Here is a 17,328-nt window from a genome sequence, read left to right on the forward strand (position 1 = left end):
ACCTGTAGCGAAGGGATTTAGCGAAACGTCGCACCGCCCCGCTGGGCTGCGCAGCAGACCCCAAAAAAACAGGGCCGCTTCGCGCCCCAACGGGGATAAATCCCCTCGCCACAACTATGTTCGGCTCAATTCCATCAGCGCCTGGACCAACCGCTGGATATCACCGGCCAGGGTGGTCAGTCCGGGGGTAATACGGATGCACGGCCCGACGCTGGTGTGGCGGACCACGGTGAAGATCCCATAGTCGTTGAGCAGTCGATCAGCCATCGCCTGCTGGTCCATCTGGGCGGTGAAGCGCATCGAGGTGATGCCGCAGTACAGGATCGGATCGTCCGGGGTCATGACCTCGATACCCGGTACATCACGCACGGCGTTCACCCACAGGTCCCGCAGGTACTTGAGTCGCGCGCCCTTGGCCGCAGCGCCACCCAGGGCATAGTGCTCCTCGAACACCAGGGGTAGGGTCAGCAAGGCCGGGATGTTGGGCGTGCTATGGGGTGTGCGCGAGCGGACGTCGGTGACGGGGTAATGCCCTTCGTCCATGTCCGGGTCGATGTCGGCCAGCCGCTGCGGAGCGATGTATAAGAAACCCAGGGCCAGGGGCCCGCCGATCCACTTCTGCAGGTTGAACCCGGCGAAGTGAATGCCGAGTTTCTTGATGTCGAAATCGATCTGGCCCAAGGCATGGGCCCCATCGAGAATGATATCGACGTCAAACTCCTGGGCCGTCTCGGCAATGGCCTGGACCGGCATCACCAAGCCGGTGAGGTGGTTGACGTAGGTCAGCGCCATCAGCTTCACGCGAGGGTGGTCAATGAACGCTTTGCGATAGGTGCCCACCAGGCTTTCCAAACTGGCGGGGTGCTGGTGGACCAGTTCGATCACCTCTGCGCCACGCTGTCGGGCCAGCCAGCGCATTGCGCTTTTGACCGCCGCGTACTCCAGGTCACAGACCAGCACCTGATCCCCCGGCTTCAGCCTGTTGTAGTTGCGGATCAACGATTGCAGGGCATCCACTGCGCTGGTGGCCATCGCCACGGTTTGCGGTGCTACGTGGATCAGTTGCGCCACTTGTTGGCGAATCACTTCGTCCTGTCCTTGGTCGAAATGCTGGCGTACATACACCGAATTGCTGCGGTTGATGAAGGCGATATTGCGCTGGTATTCCTCGACCACGGTTCGCGACATGCGACCGAAGTAGCCGTTTTCCAGATTGAGCGGCCCCTCGGTGTCGACCTCATAACGGCCGACATAGGTCTGCCAGAAGGCTTCATCGTGGGCACGCAGGGTATTTTCAGGCATGGACGGGGCTCAATCGGTTAGTGGCGAGGCTTGGGTTTGCCGTGCTTGGCGCGCAATGGGTCGAGCAGGTCCGACAGGCCGTTATGATCGATTTCCTGCATCAAGGCCAGCAAACCGCCGAGTTCACCGTGGGGGAAACCCTCGCGAGCGAACCAGTTGAGGTATTGACCCGGCAGGTCGGCAAGGATTCGGCCCTTGTACTTACCAAAGGGCATTTGACGTGTGACGAGCAACTCGAGCTTTTCCGGATTCATGGCAATCGTCTTGATTTCAAACCTGTCTCGAAAATACAGGCATTCTGCATGCAGGCCAAATGACAGATCATGCAAATAGCGCGGATACAGATTTCAGGATGTTTTTTAACTATTTGATTTTTAAGTGATTTTATTGAGGTTGGTGGCTGGCATGGCTGATGCAATATCCCTTGCAGGTTTTTTATTCACCAGCAAAGGAACTGAAAAATGACTGACATCAACAAAGAATCCATCTCCGTCTTGAACGACCTGATCGAGACCAGCAAGGATGGCCAGGAAGGGTTCAAGACCTGCGCTGAAGACATCAAGCATCCAGAACTCAAGACGCTGTTCGTGCAGCGCTCGGCTGATTGCGCCACCGCGGCAGCCGAGTTGCAAGCCGCCGTTCGTTCGCTGGGCGGTGATCCGGAAACGTCCACCAGCGTCGCCGGTGACCTGCACCGTCGTTGGGTAGACGTGAAATCCATGTTCACCGGCAAGGACGAAGAAGCGGTGCTCAACGAAGCCGAGCGAGGCGAGGACCATGCGCTCAAGGCTTACAAAGAGGCCATCGAGAAGATCAACAAGCACAACCTGGTGGGCATTCGTGACTTGGTTGAGCGTCAGTACCATGGCGTGCAACGAAACCATGACCAGGTCAAGGCTCTGCGTAACCAGGCGCGTGCCCAGAGTTAAATGCGCAGCCAACCGCCGAAAAAACGCCAGCCCGCCTGGCGTTTTTTTTTGTGTGATGTTAGTCAGATTGAAGGTGAGCACCGTTGTGGCGAGGGGATTTATCCCCGCTGGGCTGCGAAGCAGCCCCAAACCAGCTCACTCAGTACACCTGATTCACCGAGAGGTGTCGGCTCTGGGGGGGGCGCTACGCAGCCAGCGGGGGTAGATCCCCTCACCACAAAAGCGTTCGCTTCAGTGCCGTTGATGCTGCAATGATTCCCTTTAACTGAGCATCTGTCAGAAAGTGTGTGTTGTTAAATTCGCAGTAATCACCTCTGGACTCACATAGTTAGCTAGCTAATAATTGCGCCAGCTATTCACTCCGTATTGCATCTATCGTTATTGCGTCCCCCAAAGAGTTTTTCGCGTGTCCATTACTTTCCAGGCCTTGTTCGCCCCCGACCGCCTCGCTGTGCAGTTCGCCATCAAGACCGTGCTTGGCGCCGGGCTGGCGCTATGGCTGGCGTTGCGCTGGGGATTGGAGCAGCCGTCGTGGGCGCTGATGACGGCGATCATCGTCGCCCAGCCACTGTCCGGGATGGTGGTGCAGAAAGGGCTGGCACGATTGGTCGGCACGTTGGTGGGCACCGTCATGTCGGTGGTGTTCATGGGCCTGTTTGCCCAGGCGCCCTGGTTGTTCCTGCTGGCCTTGGCGCTCTGGCTGGGCCTGTGTACGGCCTGTTCGACGCTGCTGCGCAGTGCCTGGTCGTACTCATTCGTGTTGGCCGGCTACACGGTGGCGATCATTGCCCTGCCAGCCATTTCCCATCCGCTGGGGGTGTTTGACCAAGCGGTGGCGCGCTGCACCGAGATCAGCCTGGGCATCGTCTGTGCCACGGCGGCCAGTGCCTTGCTCTGGCCGTTGCGGGTCGAGCGGCAACTGGCCGGTCAGGCCCTGGCTGCCTGGCACAGTGGCATGCAGGCAGCCCGTGCGACCCTGGCGGGCGATGCCCAGGCCCGTAAAGGGTTGCTGGAAATTCTGGGCAGGATCGTCGCGGTGGACGCCCAGCGCGAACATGCCTGGTTCGAAGGCAGCCGTGGTCGACAGCGAGCCCGGGCCATCAGCGGCTTGAGCCAGAAATTGCTGATGCTGCTGCGCATCTCGCGCTCGGTGCGCCGGCAGTGGAAGCAGCTCGACCCCGAGGAAACCATGGCGCTCCAGCCGTGGATGAATGAGGTGCAGCAAGCCCTCGATGCCGACAGTGCGACCCTGCAAGCCTTGCGCCCCCGGGTATGGGATGCATCCCACGACCCACAGATCAGCGCGGCGCAGAGTTACTGCCTGGCGCGGTTCGCTTTGTTGCTCGATACCGCCCTGGCCGCCTGCGCAGCCTTGACGGCGGTGCAGGAGGGCAGGGAGGCGGCGGATCCACCCCGTACCTTGACGCCCCATCGTGACGTGTCCCTGGCCATGGTCTTCGGCGCGCGTAGCGCCCTGGCATTCCTGGCAGTGGCCTGTTTCTGGCTGGCGACCGCCTGGCCCGCCGCATCGGGTGCGCTGGTACTGACGTGTGTGGTGTGCAGCCTGTTCGCCAGTCGCGAAAACGGCGCGCAGATCGGCATGAGTTTTCTGCGGGGCATCTTTTTGGCCGTGCCGACGGCGTTCGTGATCGGCGAACTCGTGCTACCGCAATGGAGCAGTTTCGCGATGCTGTGCATGGCCATGGGCGTGCCGTTGTTTTTCGGGGCATTGGGCATGGCCAAGCCGCAGATATTCGCCACAGCGACGTCGTTCTGCCTGCACTTCGTGGTGTTGATTTCACCGCTCAATGCCATGAAATACGACGTCGCGGCGTTCTTCAACAACGCCCAGGCCATGATGATCGGCGTGGGCGCGGCAGTGCTGGCCTTCAATCTGCTGATTTTGCGCAACCCGACCTGGCACAGCCGTCGTCTGCTGGCCGCGACCCTTCACGATCTGGTGCGCCTGACCCATCGCCGCCTGCCGGGGGCCGAGAGTTGGTTCGGCGGGCGCATGGCCGACCGGCTGTTGCAGCTCGCCAGGCATTACCCTGAACTGCCGGTGCAGTCGCGCAGCCGTTGGGATGATGGTTTGCTTGGCCTGGACATCGGCGATGAGCTGTTGCATTTGCGCCTGAGCCTGGCCGTCGCCCAAGTGCCCGATACCCGGGCGCAGCGCCGTTATTTCGAAGCGCTGGAGCGGGTGCTCGAGCGTGGTCCGGCCGGTGACCAGGCCGATGCGCTGGCCCCGGCGAGCGCTGCCTTCCTGAACGTGTTGTCGACCCAGGCGCCCAGCGATGCACTGAAGCTGGCCCAGGGTGCGGTGGTGCAATTGCAAAACAGCTGGCGCGCCTGGTGCAGCCAGCACGAACCAGAACGACGGGAGCACAGCCATGGGCTTGCGTGAATGGTCGATTGGCGGGGTGTTGCTCAGCCCGTTCCTGATTTATGTGGTGCTGGCGTTGCTGGTGACCGGCGCGCTGCGCCTGTTGCTCAGCCTGGTGCCGGCCGGGCGCTGGATCTGGCATGAAGCCTTGTTCGACTGCGCCCTGTATGTCTGTGTCCTGACTGTTATTACCGTGGTCCTCGGGCCGCTATAGGAGTTGAACATGCGTACTTCCGTACGTGTCGCCGTCACGCTGTGCATGGTGGCCGTGGCGATTTTCGCCGGCTTTCACCTGTGGCAGTACTACATGCTCACGCCTTGGACTCGCGATGCGCGGATCCGCGCCGATGTGGTGGTGATCGCACCCGACGTGTCGGGCTGGGTGCGCGAGCTCAAGGCTGTGGATAACCAGCAGGTCAAGGCCGGTGATCTATTGCTGAGCATCGACCGCGAGCGTTTCGAGGCGGCGGTGGAGAAGGCCCGGGCCGTGGTCCAGACGCGCCAGCAGCAACTGAGCCTGCGCGAACATGAAGCCAGTCGCCGCGCCGCCCTGGGGCCCCAGGCCATCAGTGCCGAACTGCGGGAAAACGCCCAGATCAACGCCGGCATCGCCCGCGGCGAACTGCGCGAAGCCCAGGCCGAGGCCAAGGTCGCCGAGCTCAACCTGGCCCGCAGCCAAGTCCTGGCCCCCCGCAGCGGCCACATTACCAACCTGCGCCTGGCCGAAGGCAACTACGTGAATGCCGGACAGCCGGTCATGGCGCTGATCGACGATTCGACGTTCTATGTGCAGGCCTATTTCGAAGAAACCAAATTGCCCAGGATTCGTGTGGGCGATCCGGTCAAGATCTGGCTGATGAGTGCCGGCCATGCGCTGGAGGGACATGTCGAAAGCATCAGCCGCGGCATTACCGACCGCAACACCAACCCCGATGCGCAGTTGCTGGCGGAGGTGGAGCCGACCTTCAACTGGGTGCGCCTGGCCCAGCGGATCCCGGTGCGGATCAAGTTGGACAAGGTGCCGGAGGGCGTGAACCTGAGCGCCGGGATGACGGCGAGCGTGCAGGTGCGCGAAGACCAGCCATAATTTTGTGGCGAGGGGATTTATCCCCGTTGGGCTGCGCAGCAGCCCCTGTGCCCAGGCTGACACACCGCAGGGATTTGAGGTATTGGGGCCGCTTCGCGCCCCAGCGGGGATAAATCCCCTCGCCACATGTCATTCACTTTAGATCGCGGTAATCAACCGACAGTGATCGCCGGCAACGTCGGCAAGGTCACGGTCTGCTGCTTGCGCGGGGCGAGGATTTCGGCTTCGCCGTCCACCACCAGCTCGTCGCGCTGGTTGAACACGCGCGTGGCGATGCGTACGCGAAACTTCGGCATCTTTTCCAGGATTTCCAGGCGCACGGTCAGGGTGTCGCCGATTTTCACCGGTTTCTGGAAGCTCATCTGCTGGCCGATATAGATCGTGCCCGGCCCAGGCAGCTCGCACGCCACCGCCGCGCTGATCAGCGCACCGCTGAACATGCCGTGGGCGATGCGCTCCTTGAACATGCTCGCCGCGGCAAATTCGGCGTCCAGGTGCACCGGGTTGTGATCGCCCGACATCGCCGCGAACAGCTGGATGTCGCGCTCCTCGACGGTCTTGCTGTAGCTGGCGGTCTGGCCGATTTCGAGGGCTTCGTAAGGGGTGTTGGTAACCTGGGTCATCTGTTTCAGATCCTGTGGAGTAAAGGAAAACGCTGCAAGCCTACTCGCTGCGTGGCGGCCGCTTGTGTTCCAGGGCCTGGGCAATCCAGGCCAGCACGTCGGCGGTCACTTCATCGCGGTTGGTTTCATTGAACAATTCGTGCCGGGCCTGCGGGTAAATCGTCAATTGCAGGTGCTGGCTGCCGGCGTCGCGCAGGGCGTCGGCCAGATCCTTCAGACGCTTGCCTTCGCTCACCGGATCACATTCGCCACCGATCACCAGCAAGGGCAGGCCCGGATCGATCTGGGCGAGATTGGACGCTTTGCTGATTTGCTGCAAGCCGCCGAGCAGGTCGACCCACAGTTGATTGGTGCAGCGAAAGCCGCACAGCGGGTCGTGGACGTACTTGTCGACTTCGGCCGGATCGCGACTGAGCCAGTCGAAAGGGGTACGCGTCGGCTTGAATTTCTTGTTGAAACTGCCGAACGACAACCACTCGATCAAGGCACTGCGCCCCGTCGCACCCTGGCGCCGGCGTTCGAAGCGGGCGATCAGGCGCGCGCTGCGGTAGAGCGCCACCGGCTGGAAGTTCGAACCGCTGAGAATCGCCCCGTGCAGGCTGGCGCTGTGATGCAGCAGGTAACCCTGGGCGATGTAGCTGCCCATGCTGTGGCCCAGCAGCAGGATGGGCGTATCCGGGTGCTGCTGGCCGATGTGATGGTTGAGGCTGGCCAAGTCGCCCACGACCTTGGCCCAGCCGTCTTCGTCGGCAAAGTGGCCGAGCATCGCTTCCTCGCCGGTCTTGCCATGGCCGCGCAGGTCCATCCCATAGACACCGTAGCCTTCGTCGCACAGCGCCTGGGCCAGGCGGGCGTAGCGGCCGCTGTGTTCGGCCATGCCATGGGCCAGCATTATCACCGCCAACGGCGCGGTTTCGGGCAGCCACTGGTTGACGAACAGGCGGCTATGGTCGGTCGCGGTCAGCCAGAACGTTTGGTGGATCATGGCGATTCCTTTGCACAAAGTCAGACGCAGCGTCGCTGCATTGTATAGCGCATCCGTTGCGTCTCGCCTGATCAGGCCACACCATGGCAAGAAGATTCACACAATCTATGACGCAGGTTGCCATATTTGCCTGATTGGCCATAGCTGCTAGTGTCCCAAGAGCTCCGCCTCTGCAAGCGATACAGACGCGGCCCGGACATGCTCAGGTAAAGAGGACAAAAACAATGCAGCCTGATTTCTGGAATGACAAACGCCCGGCCGGCGTGCCCCTGGATGTCGACCTGGGGACCTACAAGTCGGTGATCGAGGTGTTCGAGCGTTCCTGCAAGAAATTTGCCGATCGTCCGGCGTTCAGCAACATGGGGGTGACCCTCACCTATGCCGAGCTCGAGCGCTACAGCGCGGCCTTCGCCGGCTACCTGCAAGCCCATACCGACCTGGCGCCCGGCGATCGTATCGCGGTGCAGATGCCTAACGTCCTGCAATACCCGATCGCCGTGTTCGGTGCCTTGCGCGCCGGGCTGATCGTGGTCAACACCAACCCGCTGTATACCGCGCGGGAAATGCGTCATCAGTTCAAGGACTCCGGTGCCCGGGCGCTGGTGTACCTGAACATGTTCGGGCAGAAAGTCCAGGAGGTGTTGCCCGATACGGACCTGCAGTACCTGATCGAAGCGAAGATGGGCGACCTGATGCCCACCGCCAAGGGCTGGCTGGTCAACACGATGGTGAGCAAGGTCAAGAAAATGGTCCCGGCCTATTCGCTGCCCCAGGCCATTTCCTTCAAGAGCGCCTTGCGCCTGGGACGCGGACAGGGCATCAAGCCGCTGAACGTCAGCCTCGACGATATTGCGGTATTGCAATACACCGGCGGCACCACCGGTTTGGCGAAGGGCGCGATGCTGACCCACGGCAACCTGGTGGCCAACATGCAACAGGCCCGGGCCTGTCTGGGACAGCTCGGCGATGACGGCCAGCCGCTGCTGCGCGAAGGCCAGGAGGTCATGATCGCGCCGCTGCCGCTGTACCATATCTATGCGTTCACGGCGAACTGCATGTGCATGATGGTGACCGGCAATCACAACGTGCTGATTACCAATCCACGGGACATCGGCGGCTTCATCAAGGAGCTGAAGAACTGGCGTTTCTCGTTGCTGCTGGGCCTCAACACACTGTTCGTGGCGTTGATGGACCATCCGGATTTCAAGACCCTGGATTTTTCCCACCTCAAGGTCACCAATTCCGGCGGCACCGCGTTGATCAAGGCCACCGCCGAACGTTGGCAGCAGATCACCGGTTGCGGCATTACCGAGGGCTATGGCCTGACCGAAACCTCACCGGTGGCGAGTGCCAATCCTTACGGTGGCAAGTCTCGGCTGGGCACGGTGGGGATGCCGGTGCCGGGTACCCTGATGAAAGTGATCAACGACGATGGCGTCGAGCAGCCTCTGGGCGAGCGCGGCGAGCTGTGCATCAAGGGGCCGCAGATCATGAAGGGTTATTGGAACAAGCCCGAGGCCACGGCCGAAGTGCTGGACAGCGAGGGCTGGTTCAAGTCTGGCGATATCGCGGTGATCGACCCGGACGGGTTCGTGCGCATCGTCGACCGCAAGAAAGACATGATCATCGTCTCGGGTTTCAATGTGTACCCCAACGAGATCGAAGACGTGGTGATGGCCCATCCCAAGGTGGCCAACTGTGCGGTGATCGGCGTGCCGGACGAGCGTTCGGGGGAGGCGGTGAAGTTGTTCGTGGTGGCGCGGGAAACCGGGGTCAGCCTTGAAGAACTCAAGGCTTATTGCAAGGAGAACTTCACCGGCTACAAGATTCCCAAGCACATCGTGTTGCGGGACTCATTGCCGATGACGCCGGTGGGCAAGATCCTGCGGCGCGAGTTACGGGATATCGCCTGAGGCGCCGGCCTCATGGAAACCCTGTGGGAGCGAGCTTGCTCGCGATAGCGGTAGGTCAGTGACAGAAATGTTGGCTGATACACCGTCATCGCGAGCAAGCTCGCTCCCACCGTTTTTTATGTATTCGGGGTGATTATCCAGGGCTTAGAATTTTTACTCTAAAAGTGACCATAAAATATTCATGAGTCATGTTTATGACTGTAGGGGTTGTTTTTGGCTCTAGGCGACCCTTGGCAAAGCTGCTACTCTCGGCGCGCTTTTGTGACTTCTCGGCCTTGATTCAAGCCAGATCACCAATAAACACACACCAATAATAATCGCATCAAATGCGGTGAGAATTCGCGTTGCTGAGGAGTGGGCTTCCATGATCGAAGACTTTTGGAAGGATAAGTACCCAGCTGGGATTGCTGCCGACATCAATCCAGACGAGTATCCGAATATTCAGGCGGTGTTGAAGCAGTCCTGCCAACGCTTTGCCAACAAGCCGGCATTCAGCAACCTCGGCAAGACGATCACCTACGGTGAGCTCTACGAGTTGTCCGGGGCGTTTGCCGCGTACCTGCAACAGCATACCGATTTACAGCCGGGCGATCGAATCGCCGTGCAGTTGCCCAACGTTCTCCAGTACCCGGTGGCTGTGTTCGGTGCGATCCGTGCCGGGTTGATCGTGGTCAACACCAACCCGTTGTACACCGCGCGGGAAATGGAACACCAGTTCAACGACTCCGGTGCCAAAGCGCTGGTGTGCCTGGCGAACATGGCGCACCTGGCCGAAACCGTGGTACCGAAGACGGGCGTCAAGCACGTTATCGTCACCGAAGTCGCCGACCTGCTGCCGCCGCTCAAGCGCCTGTTGATCAACAGCGTGATCAAGTACGTCAAGAAGATGGTCCCGGCTTATCACTTGCCCAAGGCCGTCAAGTTCAACGACGTGCTGAGCAAAGGCCACGGCCAGCCGGTGAACGAAGCCAACCCCACCAGCGACGATGTGGCCGTGCTGCAATACACCGGCGGCACCACCGGCGTGGCCAAGGGCGCGATGCTCAGCCACCGCAACCTGGTGGCGAACATGCTGCAGTGCAAGGCGCTGATGGGCTCCAACCTCAATGAAGGTTGTGAGGTGCTGATCACGCCACTGCCGCTCTACCACATCTATGCCTTCACCTTTCATTGCATGGCGATGATGCTGATCGGCAACCACAATATCCTGATCAGCAACCCGCGCGACCTCTCGGCGATGGTCAAGGAACTGTCGAAGTGGAAGTTCAGCGGTTTTGTCGGCCTCAATACGCTGTTCGTGGCCCTGTGCAACAACGAAGCCTTCCGCAAGCTGGACTTCTCGGCACTGAAAGTCACCCTGTCCGGTGGCATGGCCTTGCAACTGGCCGCGGCCGAGCGCTGGAAAGAGGTGACCGGTTGCCCGATCTGCGAAGGTTATGGCATGACCGAAACCAGCCCGGTGGCCACCGTCAACCCGATCCAGCACATTCAGATCGGCACCATCGGCATTCCCGTACCGTCGACCCTGTGCAAGGTGATCAATGACGCGGGCGTCGAGCAGCCATTGGGCGAAATCGGCGAGTTGTGCGTGAAAGGTCCGCAGGTGATGAAGGGCTACTGGCAGCGTCAGGAAGCCACCGACGAGATCCTCGACAGCGAAGGCTGGCTCAAGACCGGTGACATTGCGCTGATCCAGCCGGACGGCTACATGCGCATCGTTGATCGCAAGAAGGACATGATCCTGATCTCCGGTTTCAACGTGTACCCCAACGAACTGGAAGATGTGCTGGCAACCCTGCCGGGCGTGCTGCAATGCGCGGCCATCGGCGTACCGGACGAGAAGTCTGGCGAGGCGATCAAGATTTTCATCGTCGCACGGCCCGGTGTGACGTTGACCAAGGAACAGGTGATGGAACACATGCGTGCCAACGTCACCGGTTACAAGGTGCCCAAGGCCGTGGAATTCCGCGATGCCTTGCCGACCACCAACGTGGGCAAGATCCTGCGCCGCGAGTTGCGTGACGAAGAGCTCAGGAAGCTGGGGTTGAAGAAGTAAGACCGCTATAAAGAAAAAGGCCCCGCGAATGCGGGGCTTTTTGCATGGATTGTCCAGTTTGGCAAAAAAACTGTGGCGAGGGGATTTATCCCCGCTGGGTTGCGCAGCAACCCCCTGAGTTCTGCCTGACACATCGGCAGTAGCTGATGAATCGTGGGGGCTGCTTCGCAGCCCGGCGGGGATAAATCCCCTCGCCACAATCAGCTCCTTGCAAATTTTTCGGGTCCGGTTACAACCGGAACTGCGCAAAATCCAGGTTGGTGCCACCCGGCCGCATGTCTTGCAGGTAGGCGTCCTTGTCGGCGCTCAGTTCCAGGCTCAGGGCGGCCTTGCGTTTGCCCTGGTTGCGCACTTCCAGGCCTTCCATTTTTTCCCGCAGGAACACGGTCGGCACCTTCAAGTGCAGCAGCTCATCGGTGGCCGGCGTGTGCAGCAGCAGGTGGATCCATTCGTACTGACCGATGGCCAGGCGCGCCACCGGGATATCGAACCAGAAGATGTTGCGGTTGCGGTTCAGTTCGCTGAAATGGCAGTTGTTGACGCCCAGTACGGCGCCGCCCAGTTGCTGGTTCCTGCGGGCGATGGCCTGCTTTTTATCGAGTTTCATAACGTTCCTACGGGGTTGGAGCTTCAAGCCGCAGCCTGAATACGTGGGGCATTCTCGGGGGTTGATCGACAAACATAAAGTGCAACCTGCATTCGACGATGAAATGTGCCGCTGAAAAAAATGAAACTCCCCGCGAACGGCCCCGGTCAACCCTTATGTAATGACTTTTCGTACCGTTGTTCACAGGAGAGACATCATGGGTAGCACGAGCGATAAAGTGAAGGGCGTTGCCAACGAAGCCGTTGGCAACATCAAGCAAGGCGTCGGCAAGGCCACCGACAATGACCGCATGCGCGCCGAGGGCGTGGTCCAGGAGAAAAAAGGCGAGGCCCAACAAGCCGTGGGCAAGGCCAAGGATGCGGTCAAGAAAGGCGTCGACGAGGCATAACCTGCCTGTAGTAACGCGATTGGAACGGTCATCTGCGGGTGGCCGTTTTCATGTCGGCTCGAACTTGCGCCGGGGAAATTGTTCCAAAGTCGCCAAACAGGTTACTTTGTCTTGGATAACAACCCCATGAGTCGCCAGGCGACCTTCCTTTTTTGCGGCGAAAGGAGACGCACATGATGTTTCCGGCCTTGAAAGGCTTACCTTTGCATCGTGTGATGATGCGTACCGTGACCGAGTTTCTCGACGACGAGATGTCGACCTACGCTTCGGCACTGGCCTATCAGATGCTGTTTTCGCTGTTCCCCTTCATTCTCTTCCTGATCGCCTTGATCGGTTTCCTGCACCTGCCGGACTTTTTCTCCTGGTTGCGCCTGCAATCGGAGCTGGTGCTGCCGCCCCAGGCCCTGGAGCAGGTCAACCCGGTGATCGACCAGCTCCAGCAATCCAAGGGCGGCTTGTTGTCCGTGGGTATCGTCATCGCCTTGTGGACCGCTTCGGCGGGCGTGCGGCTGATGATGAGCGCGATGAATGCCGCCTACGATGTGGTGGAAGGCCGTCCGGCCTGGAAGCGCTTCCCGCTGTCGATTTTCTACACGGTCGGCATCGCCGGCATGCTGCTGGCCGCTGCGGCGTTGATGGTGCTCGGGCCGCAGGTGATGGGCTGGATTGCGGCACAGGTCGGCCTGGAGGAGTTCATCGTCACGCTCTGGACGATCGTGCGCTGGCCGGTGATCGTGTTCTTGCTGATGGTGGCTGTGGCGCTGATCTATTACGTGATGCCCGACGTCAAGCAGGAGTTTCGCTTCATCACGCCGGGGTCGGTGCTGGCGGTGGTGGTGTGGATCATCGCTTCCCTGGGGTTCGCGTTCTACGTCAAGACCTTTGCCAACTACAACGCCATGTATGGCAGCATCGGTGCGATCATCGTGTTGTTGCTGTATTTCTATATTTCTTCGGCGGTGCTGTTGCTCGGCGCGGAGATGAATGCGGTGATCGAGCACATGTCCACCGAGGGCAAGAACCCGGGTGAAAAGAGTGCCGGCGAGCACGAAAAACAGCATGTGTCGGGCCTGGGGCGCGACCATTCCATCCCTCAATCCCACCCTGACGAAGCCCGACCATGATCCGTGAAATCCTGAAAATGGGCGACGAACGCCTGCTGCGCATCGCCCCGCCGGTGCCCGCCGAAATGTTCGACAGCCCGGAATTGTGGCAATTGATCGACGACATGTTCCAGACCATGGAAAGTGTCGGCGGCGTCGGCCTGGCGGCGCCGCAGATCGGCATCGACCTGCAACTGGTGATCTTCGGCTTCGAGCACAGCGAGCGTTACCCCGACGCCGAGGCGGTGCCCCAGACCATCCTGATCAACCCACTTATCACCCCCCTGGGCCCGCAGATGGAAGAGGGCTTCGAAGGTTGCCTGTCGGTGCCGGGCCTGCGCGGCGCGGTCGAGCGCTACCAACACATCCGCTATGAAGGCTTCGATCCCAAGGGCGAGCCGATCGTGCGTTACGCGTCGGGCTTCCATGCGCGGGTGGTGCAGCATGAATGCGATCATCTGATCGGGCGCTTGTACCCGTCGCGCATCACTGATTTCAGCAAGTTCGGCTTTACCGAAGTGATGTTCCCGGACCTGGACCCCACCGCCGACGATTGATTGCCGGACACAAACCTCTGTGGGAGCGGGCTTGCTCGCGAAAGCGGTAGGTCAGCTTGCATGGATGTTGAATGTGCCGCCGTCTTCGCGAGCAAGCCCGCTCCCACATGAGATATGTATTGCATTCCAGGTCAGGGTGTTTAGCTCAACCCCATCGCAATCATCGGCTTGCTGCGGGCATACCGGCTCAGGCGTTCGGCCATCGCATAGGGCAGTTCAGGGTCGAAGCTGAAACCACGCCGCTCATAAAAGCCGCGCAAGTCCGGGTGACAGAACAGCCACACCGGCTTGTCCACCCCGTTCACCGCTTCAGCGATCAATCGCGCGGCTATGCCCTGGACGCGGTACGCCGGGTCGACGAACAACCCCGTCAACCAATGCCCGCCCGACACTGGCCGCAAGCACAGGGCGGCGACGATCTCATCGCGCCGTGCCACCCACAGCTGCGCGTCACGCACCGCTTTCATCGAGGATTGGTGGGCGCGGTAAAACTTGTTCATCAGCGGCCAAAGCGATGCTTCGAGCACTGCGTAATGGATTTCGGACATGGCGGGGTCGTGTCGCAGAAGGGGGAGGCGATTATAAAAGAACGCGAGTACGGCGATAGGTGTATACCTGACTTCACATCCCGTATGACTGGAGTACGTATCATGGCCAAAGGCATGGATTCAAAAAAAGCGGCAAAGAAAAAACCGGCAAAGACGGCCGATGAAAAGCGCGCCGACAAAAAAACCAAGAAGGTGAACCTGTTCGGTCATTGAACCGGTACCGACTTGGCGGGGCTCAGGTTGAGCTGGGGCGGTCACCCCAGCTCAAATGCTCTGGCCTGTACCGAGGCTCAAAGCGAGGCGAGAAACATGTCCGTGGCCGCGGCTTTGTCGCCTGTGCGGCTCTCCTGGGCCTTTTCCACTTGGGCCATCGCTGACTTGTCCTGCATGCGCTGGGCAATCTCCTGGCTGACCGCCATCTGCTTCTCGGGCGGCATCGCCTCGAACTCTTCCTCGGTAATGCCCATCTCTTCGAGAATGCTGTCGCGCAGGCGCTCTTCGGGCGTCTTGCTCATGTAGTCCTTGAACTGCGCCGTGGCGGAGCCGCCAAGTGTCGTGGCCTCTTCAGGCGTTGACGAAGCCACGGTCTGCAATTGCACGCGCGTCTTGGCGAACGCCTCATCCACCTTGTCGCTGATGGCGGTGGCGGCATTGACCTGTTGCGTGGCTCGTTGGGTGAAGGAATCCTGGACCTGGGCACTGCCCTGGCTGGCCTGGGCCTGGACGTTATCGCGCAATGCCTGCAACGCGGCGCTTTGCAGGCCGCTGGCGGCTTCGGCGGTGGGATCTTCGCCCGGGCGTTTGAGTGGCAAGATCATCGCTTGCTGTTTGGCACTGACCAACATGATGAACACCTGTGGGTAATGGCTGAGCGATGGGCAGGAGCAATTCCCATGCCGCCTGCGCAAGGCCCGTATTTCAAGAGGTGTGGGCAAGCGCGCGGCGAGGGGGGCGGCCAACCCTTGCCGTCCGACGGCATGGATCGACCGCTTGAGCGTGGCGCCTCAGGTGCTTTCGCGAACCTTGAGCTCGAAACCCAGGTCCACCACCGGCTGCGCGATGCGGTTGCCGGCCATCAGCGTCAGCATCTGTTCGGCGGCTCGGCGACCGATGGCTTCCCGTGGGGTGCTGATGCTGCTCAGGCGCGGCACCATATGGGCCGAGGCGGGCAGGTCGTTGAAGCCCAGCACCGAGACCTGCTCGGGGATCTTGATGCCGCAGCGCAGTGCTTCGAACAGGGCGCCGTGGGCCAGGTCGTCGTTGCCGAAGAAGATCGCGTCGACGTCCGGGTGGCTGCCGAGCAATTGCAGGAACAATTCCCCGCCCAGGCCTACCGAGGATGGGCGCGGGGTCAGCAGCTCCAGGTCCGGGTCATACAAACCGGCTTGCTGCAGGGCGCGGCGAAACCCTTCGCCGCGCAGCAGAGTACGCTGGTCCAGTTGCGCGCCGATATAGGCCAGGCGCTTGCGGCCCTTGGAAATCAAGTGCTCGGCCGCCGTTTCGCCAGCCTTGAGCTGGGAAAAACCGACGCAATTGAGCCCGGCGCCGGGGTCCAGTTCCATCATGTACACGCACGGGATATTGCTGGCCTCGATCATGCGCCGGGCGCTTTCGGTGCGGTCGAAACCGGTCAGCAGCAACCCCCGTGGCTGATAGGCCATGTAGTTGCGCAACAGGTCTTCTTCCTCGTCCCGGGAGTAGTGGTAGTTGCCGATCACCACTTCGAAGCCCTTGGGCCGCAGCACCCGATGAATGGCTTCCAGGGTGTCGATGAACAGCAGGTTGGACAACGACGGCACCAGCACCACCACCGAATGGCTCTGGGCCGATGCCAGGGCGCGGGCGGCGGGGTTGACGACGTAGTTGAGTTCCACGGCGGCCTGGCGGACTTTTTCCACCAGTTCCAAGGCGACGGTGCTGACGCCACGCAGGGCACGGGAGGCGGTGATGGGGCTGACACCGGCCAGGCGTGCGACTTCGTTGAGCGTGGGGCGACCGGTGGTGCGCGTATTCTTATCGTTTTTAGGGACGGTCATCAGGGCGGCTTGCCAAACAAAAATCAAGGCACTAAGGTAGCGCTGTCTCGACGCCGCTGCAAATGCGTGAGCGGGGGTTGCCTGATCCTCCGTCCGCGGGTGTCGTGAACGAACATGCTGCAACCACAAAAATGACAAGAAGGCGTCGGCAACTTCTGCTTTTGCTGCGGTGTCATAACTGGCAAAGGTAGCGCTGTCTGCGCGCTGAGGTGTTACATGAACAATCCCATCTCCGCCCTGGTCATCATGGGCGTTGCCGGTTGCGGCAAAACTTGCGTCAGCCAGGCCCTGTGCCAATTGAGCGGCGCCACCGCCATCGAAGGCGACACGTTCCACCCTGCGGCCAACATCCAGAAGATGAGCGCCGGTATCCCCTTGAACGACGACGACCGTGCCGGCTGGCTCGACAGCCTGTGCGACGAGTTGCGCCGTGTCGACGCCACGGGCGAGCGCCCGGTGCTGACTTGCTCGGCCCTCAAGCACAGTTATCGCGAGCGTCTGCGCAGCGCCTTGCCCGGCCTGGGCTTCGTATTCCTTGAATTGACCCCCGAAGTGGCCGCCGACCGCGTGTCCCATCGTCCCGGCCATTTCATGCCGTCGACCCTGATCGACAGCCAGTTCGCCACCCTTGAATCCCCTGTCGGCGAGCCCCTGACCCTGGCTCTGGACGCGTCCAGCCACAGCGTTGACGAACTGGCACAGCAGGCTTACGTCTGGTGGTTGGCCCACGGTTTGAAGCTGGCCAGCTGAGTTTCAAAAAATTTGCGTCAGAAAGATAGCGCTGTCCCGACGACTCATAAATAACTGC

Annotated in this window: 18 protein-coding genes; 10 read left to right on the top strand and 8 right to left on the bottom strand. The window is 60.7% G+C overall.

The genetic code is table 11. The features are described 5' to 3' along the window. Positions 1–114: 114 nt before the first annotated feature. Both BM317_RS16510 and BM317_RS16515 read right to left on the bottom strand, forming a co-directional pair. On the bottom strand, positions 115–1,302 hold the full coding sequence (locus BM317_RS16510) for an aminotransferase class V-fold PLP-dependent enzyme (protein ID WP_092475217.1): 1,188 nt from the start codon (positions 1,300–1,302) through the stop codon (positions 115–117). Between the two features lie 17 nt (positions 1,303–1,319). Continuing rightward, positions 1,320–1,556 carry a DUF3820 family protein gene (locus BM317_RS16515; RefSeq protein ID WP_025212254.1) on the bottom strand — a complete coding sequence of 79 codons (237 nt, stop codon included), beginning with the start codon at positions 1,554–1,556 and terminating at the stop codon, positions 1,320–1,322. A gap of 207 nt (positions 1,557–1,763) precedes the next feature. Here BM317_RS16515 and BM317_RS16520 point away from each other — a divergent pair, with 207 nt between their 5' ends. The 4 genes from BM317_RS16520 (at position 1,764) to BM317_RS16535 (ending at position 5,704) form a co-directional block, all read left to right on the top strand. Further along, positions 1,764–2,231: a ferritin-like domain-containing protein gene (locus tag BM317_RS16520; RefSeq protein WP_060738860.1), complete on the top strand. Its 468-nt coding sequence runs from the start codon at positions 1,764–1,766 to the stop codon at positions 2,229–2,231. A gap of 406 nt (positions 2,232–2,637) precedes the next feature. Further along, positions 2,638–4,638, top strand: a complete 2,001-nt coding sequence (locus BM317_RS16525; RefSeq protein ID WP_092475221.1) for an FUSC family protein — start codon at positions 2,638–2,640, stop codon at positions 4,636–4,638. Next, positions 4,625–4,831, top strand: a complete 207-nt coding sequence (locus BM317_RS16530) for a DUF1656 domain-containing protein (RefSeq protein WP_003198565.1) — start codon at positions 4,625–4,627, stop codon at positions 4,829–4,831. Before BM317_RS16525 ends, BM317_RS16530 begins: the two co-directional genes overlap by 14 nt. A gap of 9 nt (positions 4,832–4,840) precedes the next feature. Continuing rightward, on the top strand, positions 4,841–5,704 hold the full coding sequence (locus tag BM317_RS16535) for an efflux RND transporter periplasmic adaptor subunit (RefSeq protein ID WP_092203894.1): 864 nt from the start codon (positions 4,841–4,843) through the stop codon (positions 5,702–5,704). Positions 5,705–5,856: 152 nt separating this feature from the next. On the opposite strand, the gene BM317_RS16540 is transcribed toward BM317_RS16535, so the two are convergent. Further along, positions 5,857–6,327, bottom strand: a complete 471-nt coding sequence (locus BM317_RS16540) for a MaoC family dehydratase (protein ID WP_092166033.1) — start codon at positions 6,325–6,327, stop codon at positions 5,857–5,859. Positions 6,328–6,367: 40 nt separating this feature from the next. Next, positions 6,368–7,312 carry an alpha/beta hydrolase gene (locus BM317_RS16545; RefSeq protein WP_092166034.1) on the bottom strand — a complete coding sequence of 315 codons (945 nt, stop codon included), beginning with the start codon at positions 7,310–7,312 and terminating at the stop codon, positions 6,368–6,370. 224 nt (positions 7,313–7,536) lie between these two features. Here BM317_RS16545 and fadD2 point away from each other — a divergent pair, with 224 nt between their 5' ends. Together fadD2 and fadD1 are read left to right on the top strand one after the other, a co-directional pair. Next, positions 7,537–9,225, top strand: a complete 1,689-nt coding sequence (gene fadD2 / locus BM317_RS16550; RefSeq protein WP_092166035.1) for a long-chain-fatty-acid--CoA ligase FadD2 — start codon at positions 7,537–7,539, stop codon at positions 9,223–9,225. Positions 9,226–9,589: 364 nt separating this feature from the next. Next, complete coding sequence (gene fadD1 / locus BM317_RS16555; RefSeq protein ID WP_092166037.1) at positions 9,590–11,281, top strand: long-chain-fatty-acid--CoA ligase FadD1; 1,692 nt, start codon at positions 9,590–9,592, stop codon at positions 11,279–11,281. A gap of 229 nt (positions 11,282–11,510) precedes the next feature. On the opposite strand, the gene BM317_RS16560 is transcribed toward fadD1, so the two are convergent. Further along, on the bottom strand, positions 11,511–11,888 hold the full coding sequence (locus tag BM317_RS16560; RefSeq protein WP_092166039.1) for a hypothetical protein: 378 nt from the start codon (positions 11,886–11,888) through the stop codon (positions 11,511–11,513). A 196-nt stretch (positions 11,889–12,084) separates the two neighbouring features. Between BM317_RS16560 and BM317_RS16565 the strand changes: the two genes are divergently transcribed. The 3 genes from BM317_RS16565 to def all read left to right on the top strand — a co-directional run bounded on the left by BM317_RS16565 (position 12,085) and on the right by def (position 13,936). Next, on the top strand, positions 12,085–12,276 hold the full coding sequence (locus BM317_RS16565) for a CsbD family protein (protein WP_025212262.1): 192 nt from the start codon (positions 12,085–12,087) through the stop codon (positions 12,274–12,276). Between the two features lie 173 nt (positions 12,277–12,449). Further along, positions 12,450–13,400 (top strand): YihY/virulence factor BrkB family protein, encoded by a 951-nt coding sequence (locus BM317_RS16570; RefSeq protein WP_092166041.1) that lies wholly within the window; start codon positions 12,450–12,452, stop codon positions 13,398–13,400. Then, positions 13,397–13,936, top strand: coding sequence for a peptide deformylase (gene def, locus BM317_RS16575; protein WP_060738850.1), 540 nt, complete (start codon positions 13,397–13,399; stop codon positions 13,934–13,936). The genes BM317_RS16570 and def overlap by 4 nt, the downstream gene beginning before the upstream one ends. Before the next feature lie 140 nt (positions 13,937–14,076). Here def and BM317_RS16580 read toward each other — a convergent pair whose 3' ends face one another. The 3 genes from BM317_RS16580 to BM317_RS16590 form a co-directional block, all read right to left on the bottom strand. Beyond that, a complete protein-coding gene (locus BM317_RS16580) occupies positions 14,077–14,484 on the bottom strand; it encodes a GNAT family N-acetyltransferase (protein WP_092166043.1) in 408 nt (135 codons plus the stop codon). A gap of 290 nt (positions 14,485–14,774) precedes the next feature. After that, positions 14,775–15,329: a hypothetical protein gene (locus BM317_RS16585; RefSeq protein WP_092166045.1), complete on the bottom strand. Its 555-nt coding sequence runs from the start codon at positions 15,327–15,329 to the stop codon at positions 14,775–14,777. 159 nt (positions 15,330–15,488) lie between these two features. Continuing rightward, positions 15,489–16,520 (bottom strand): HTH-type transcriptional regulator GntR, encoded by a 1,032-nt coding sequence (locus BM317_RS16590; protein WP_092475229.1) that lies wholly within the window; start codon positions 16,518–16,520, stop codon positions 15,489–15,491. A 216-nt stretch (positions 16,521–16,736) separates the two neighbouring features. Between BM317_RS16590 and BM317_RS16595 the strand changes: the two genes are divergently transcribed. Further along, positions 16,737–17,270, top strand: a complete 534-nt coding sequence (locus BM317_RS16595; protein WP_092203878.1) for a gluconokinase — start codon at positions 16,737–16,739, stop codon at positions 17,268–17,270. The last annotated feature ends 58 nt before the right edge of the window (positions 17,271–17,328 follow it).

It is taken from the genome of Pseudomonas sp. NFACC24-1 (assembly GCF_900115235.1).
Lineage (GTDB): Bacteria > Pseudomonadota > Gammaproteobacteria > Pseudomonadales > Pseudomonadaceae > Aquipseudomonas > Aquipseudomonas fluorescens_AA.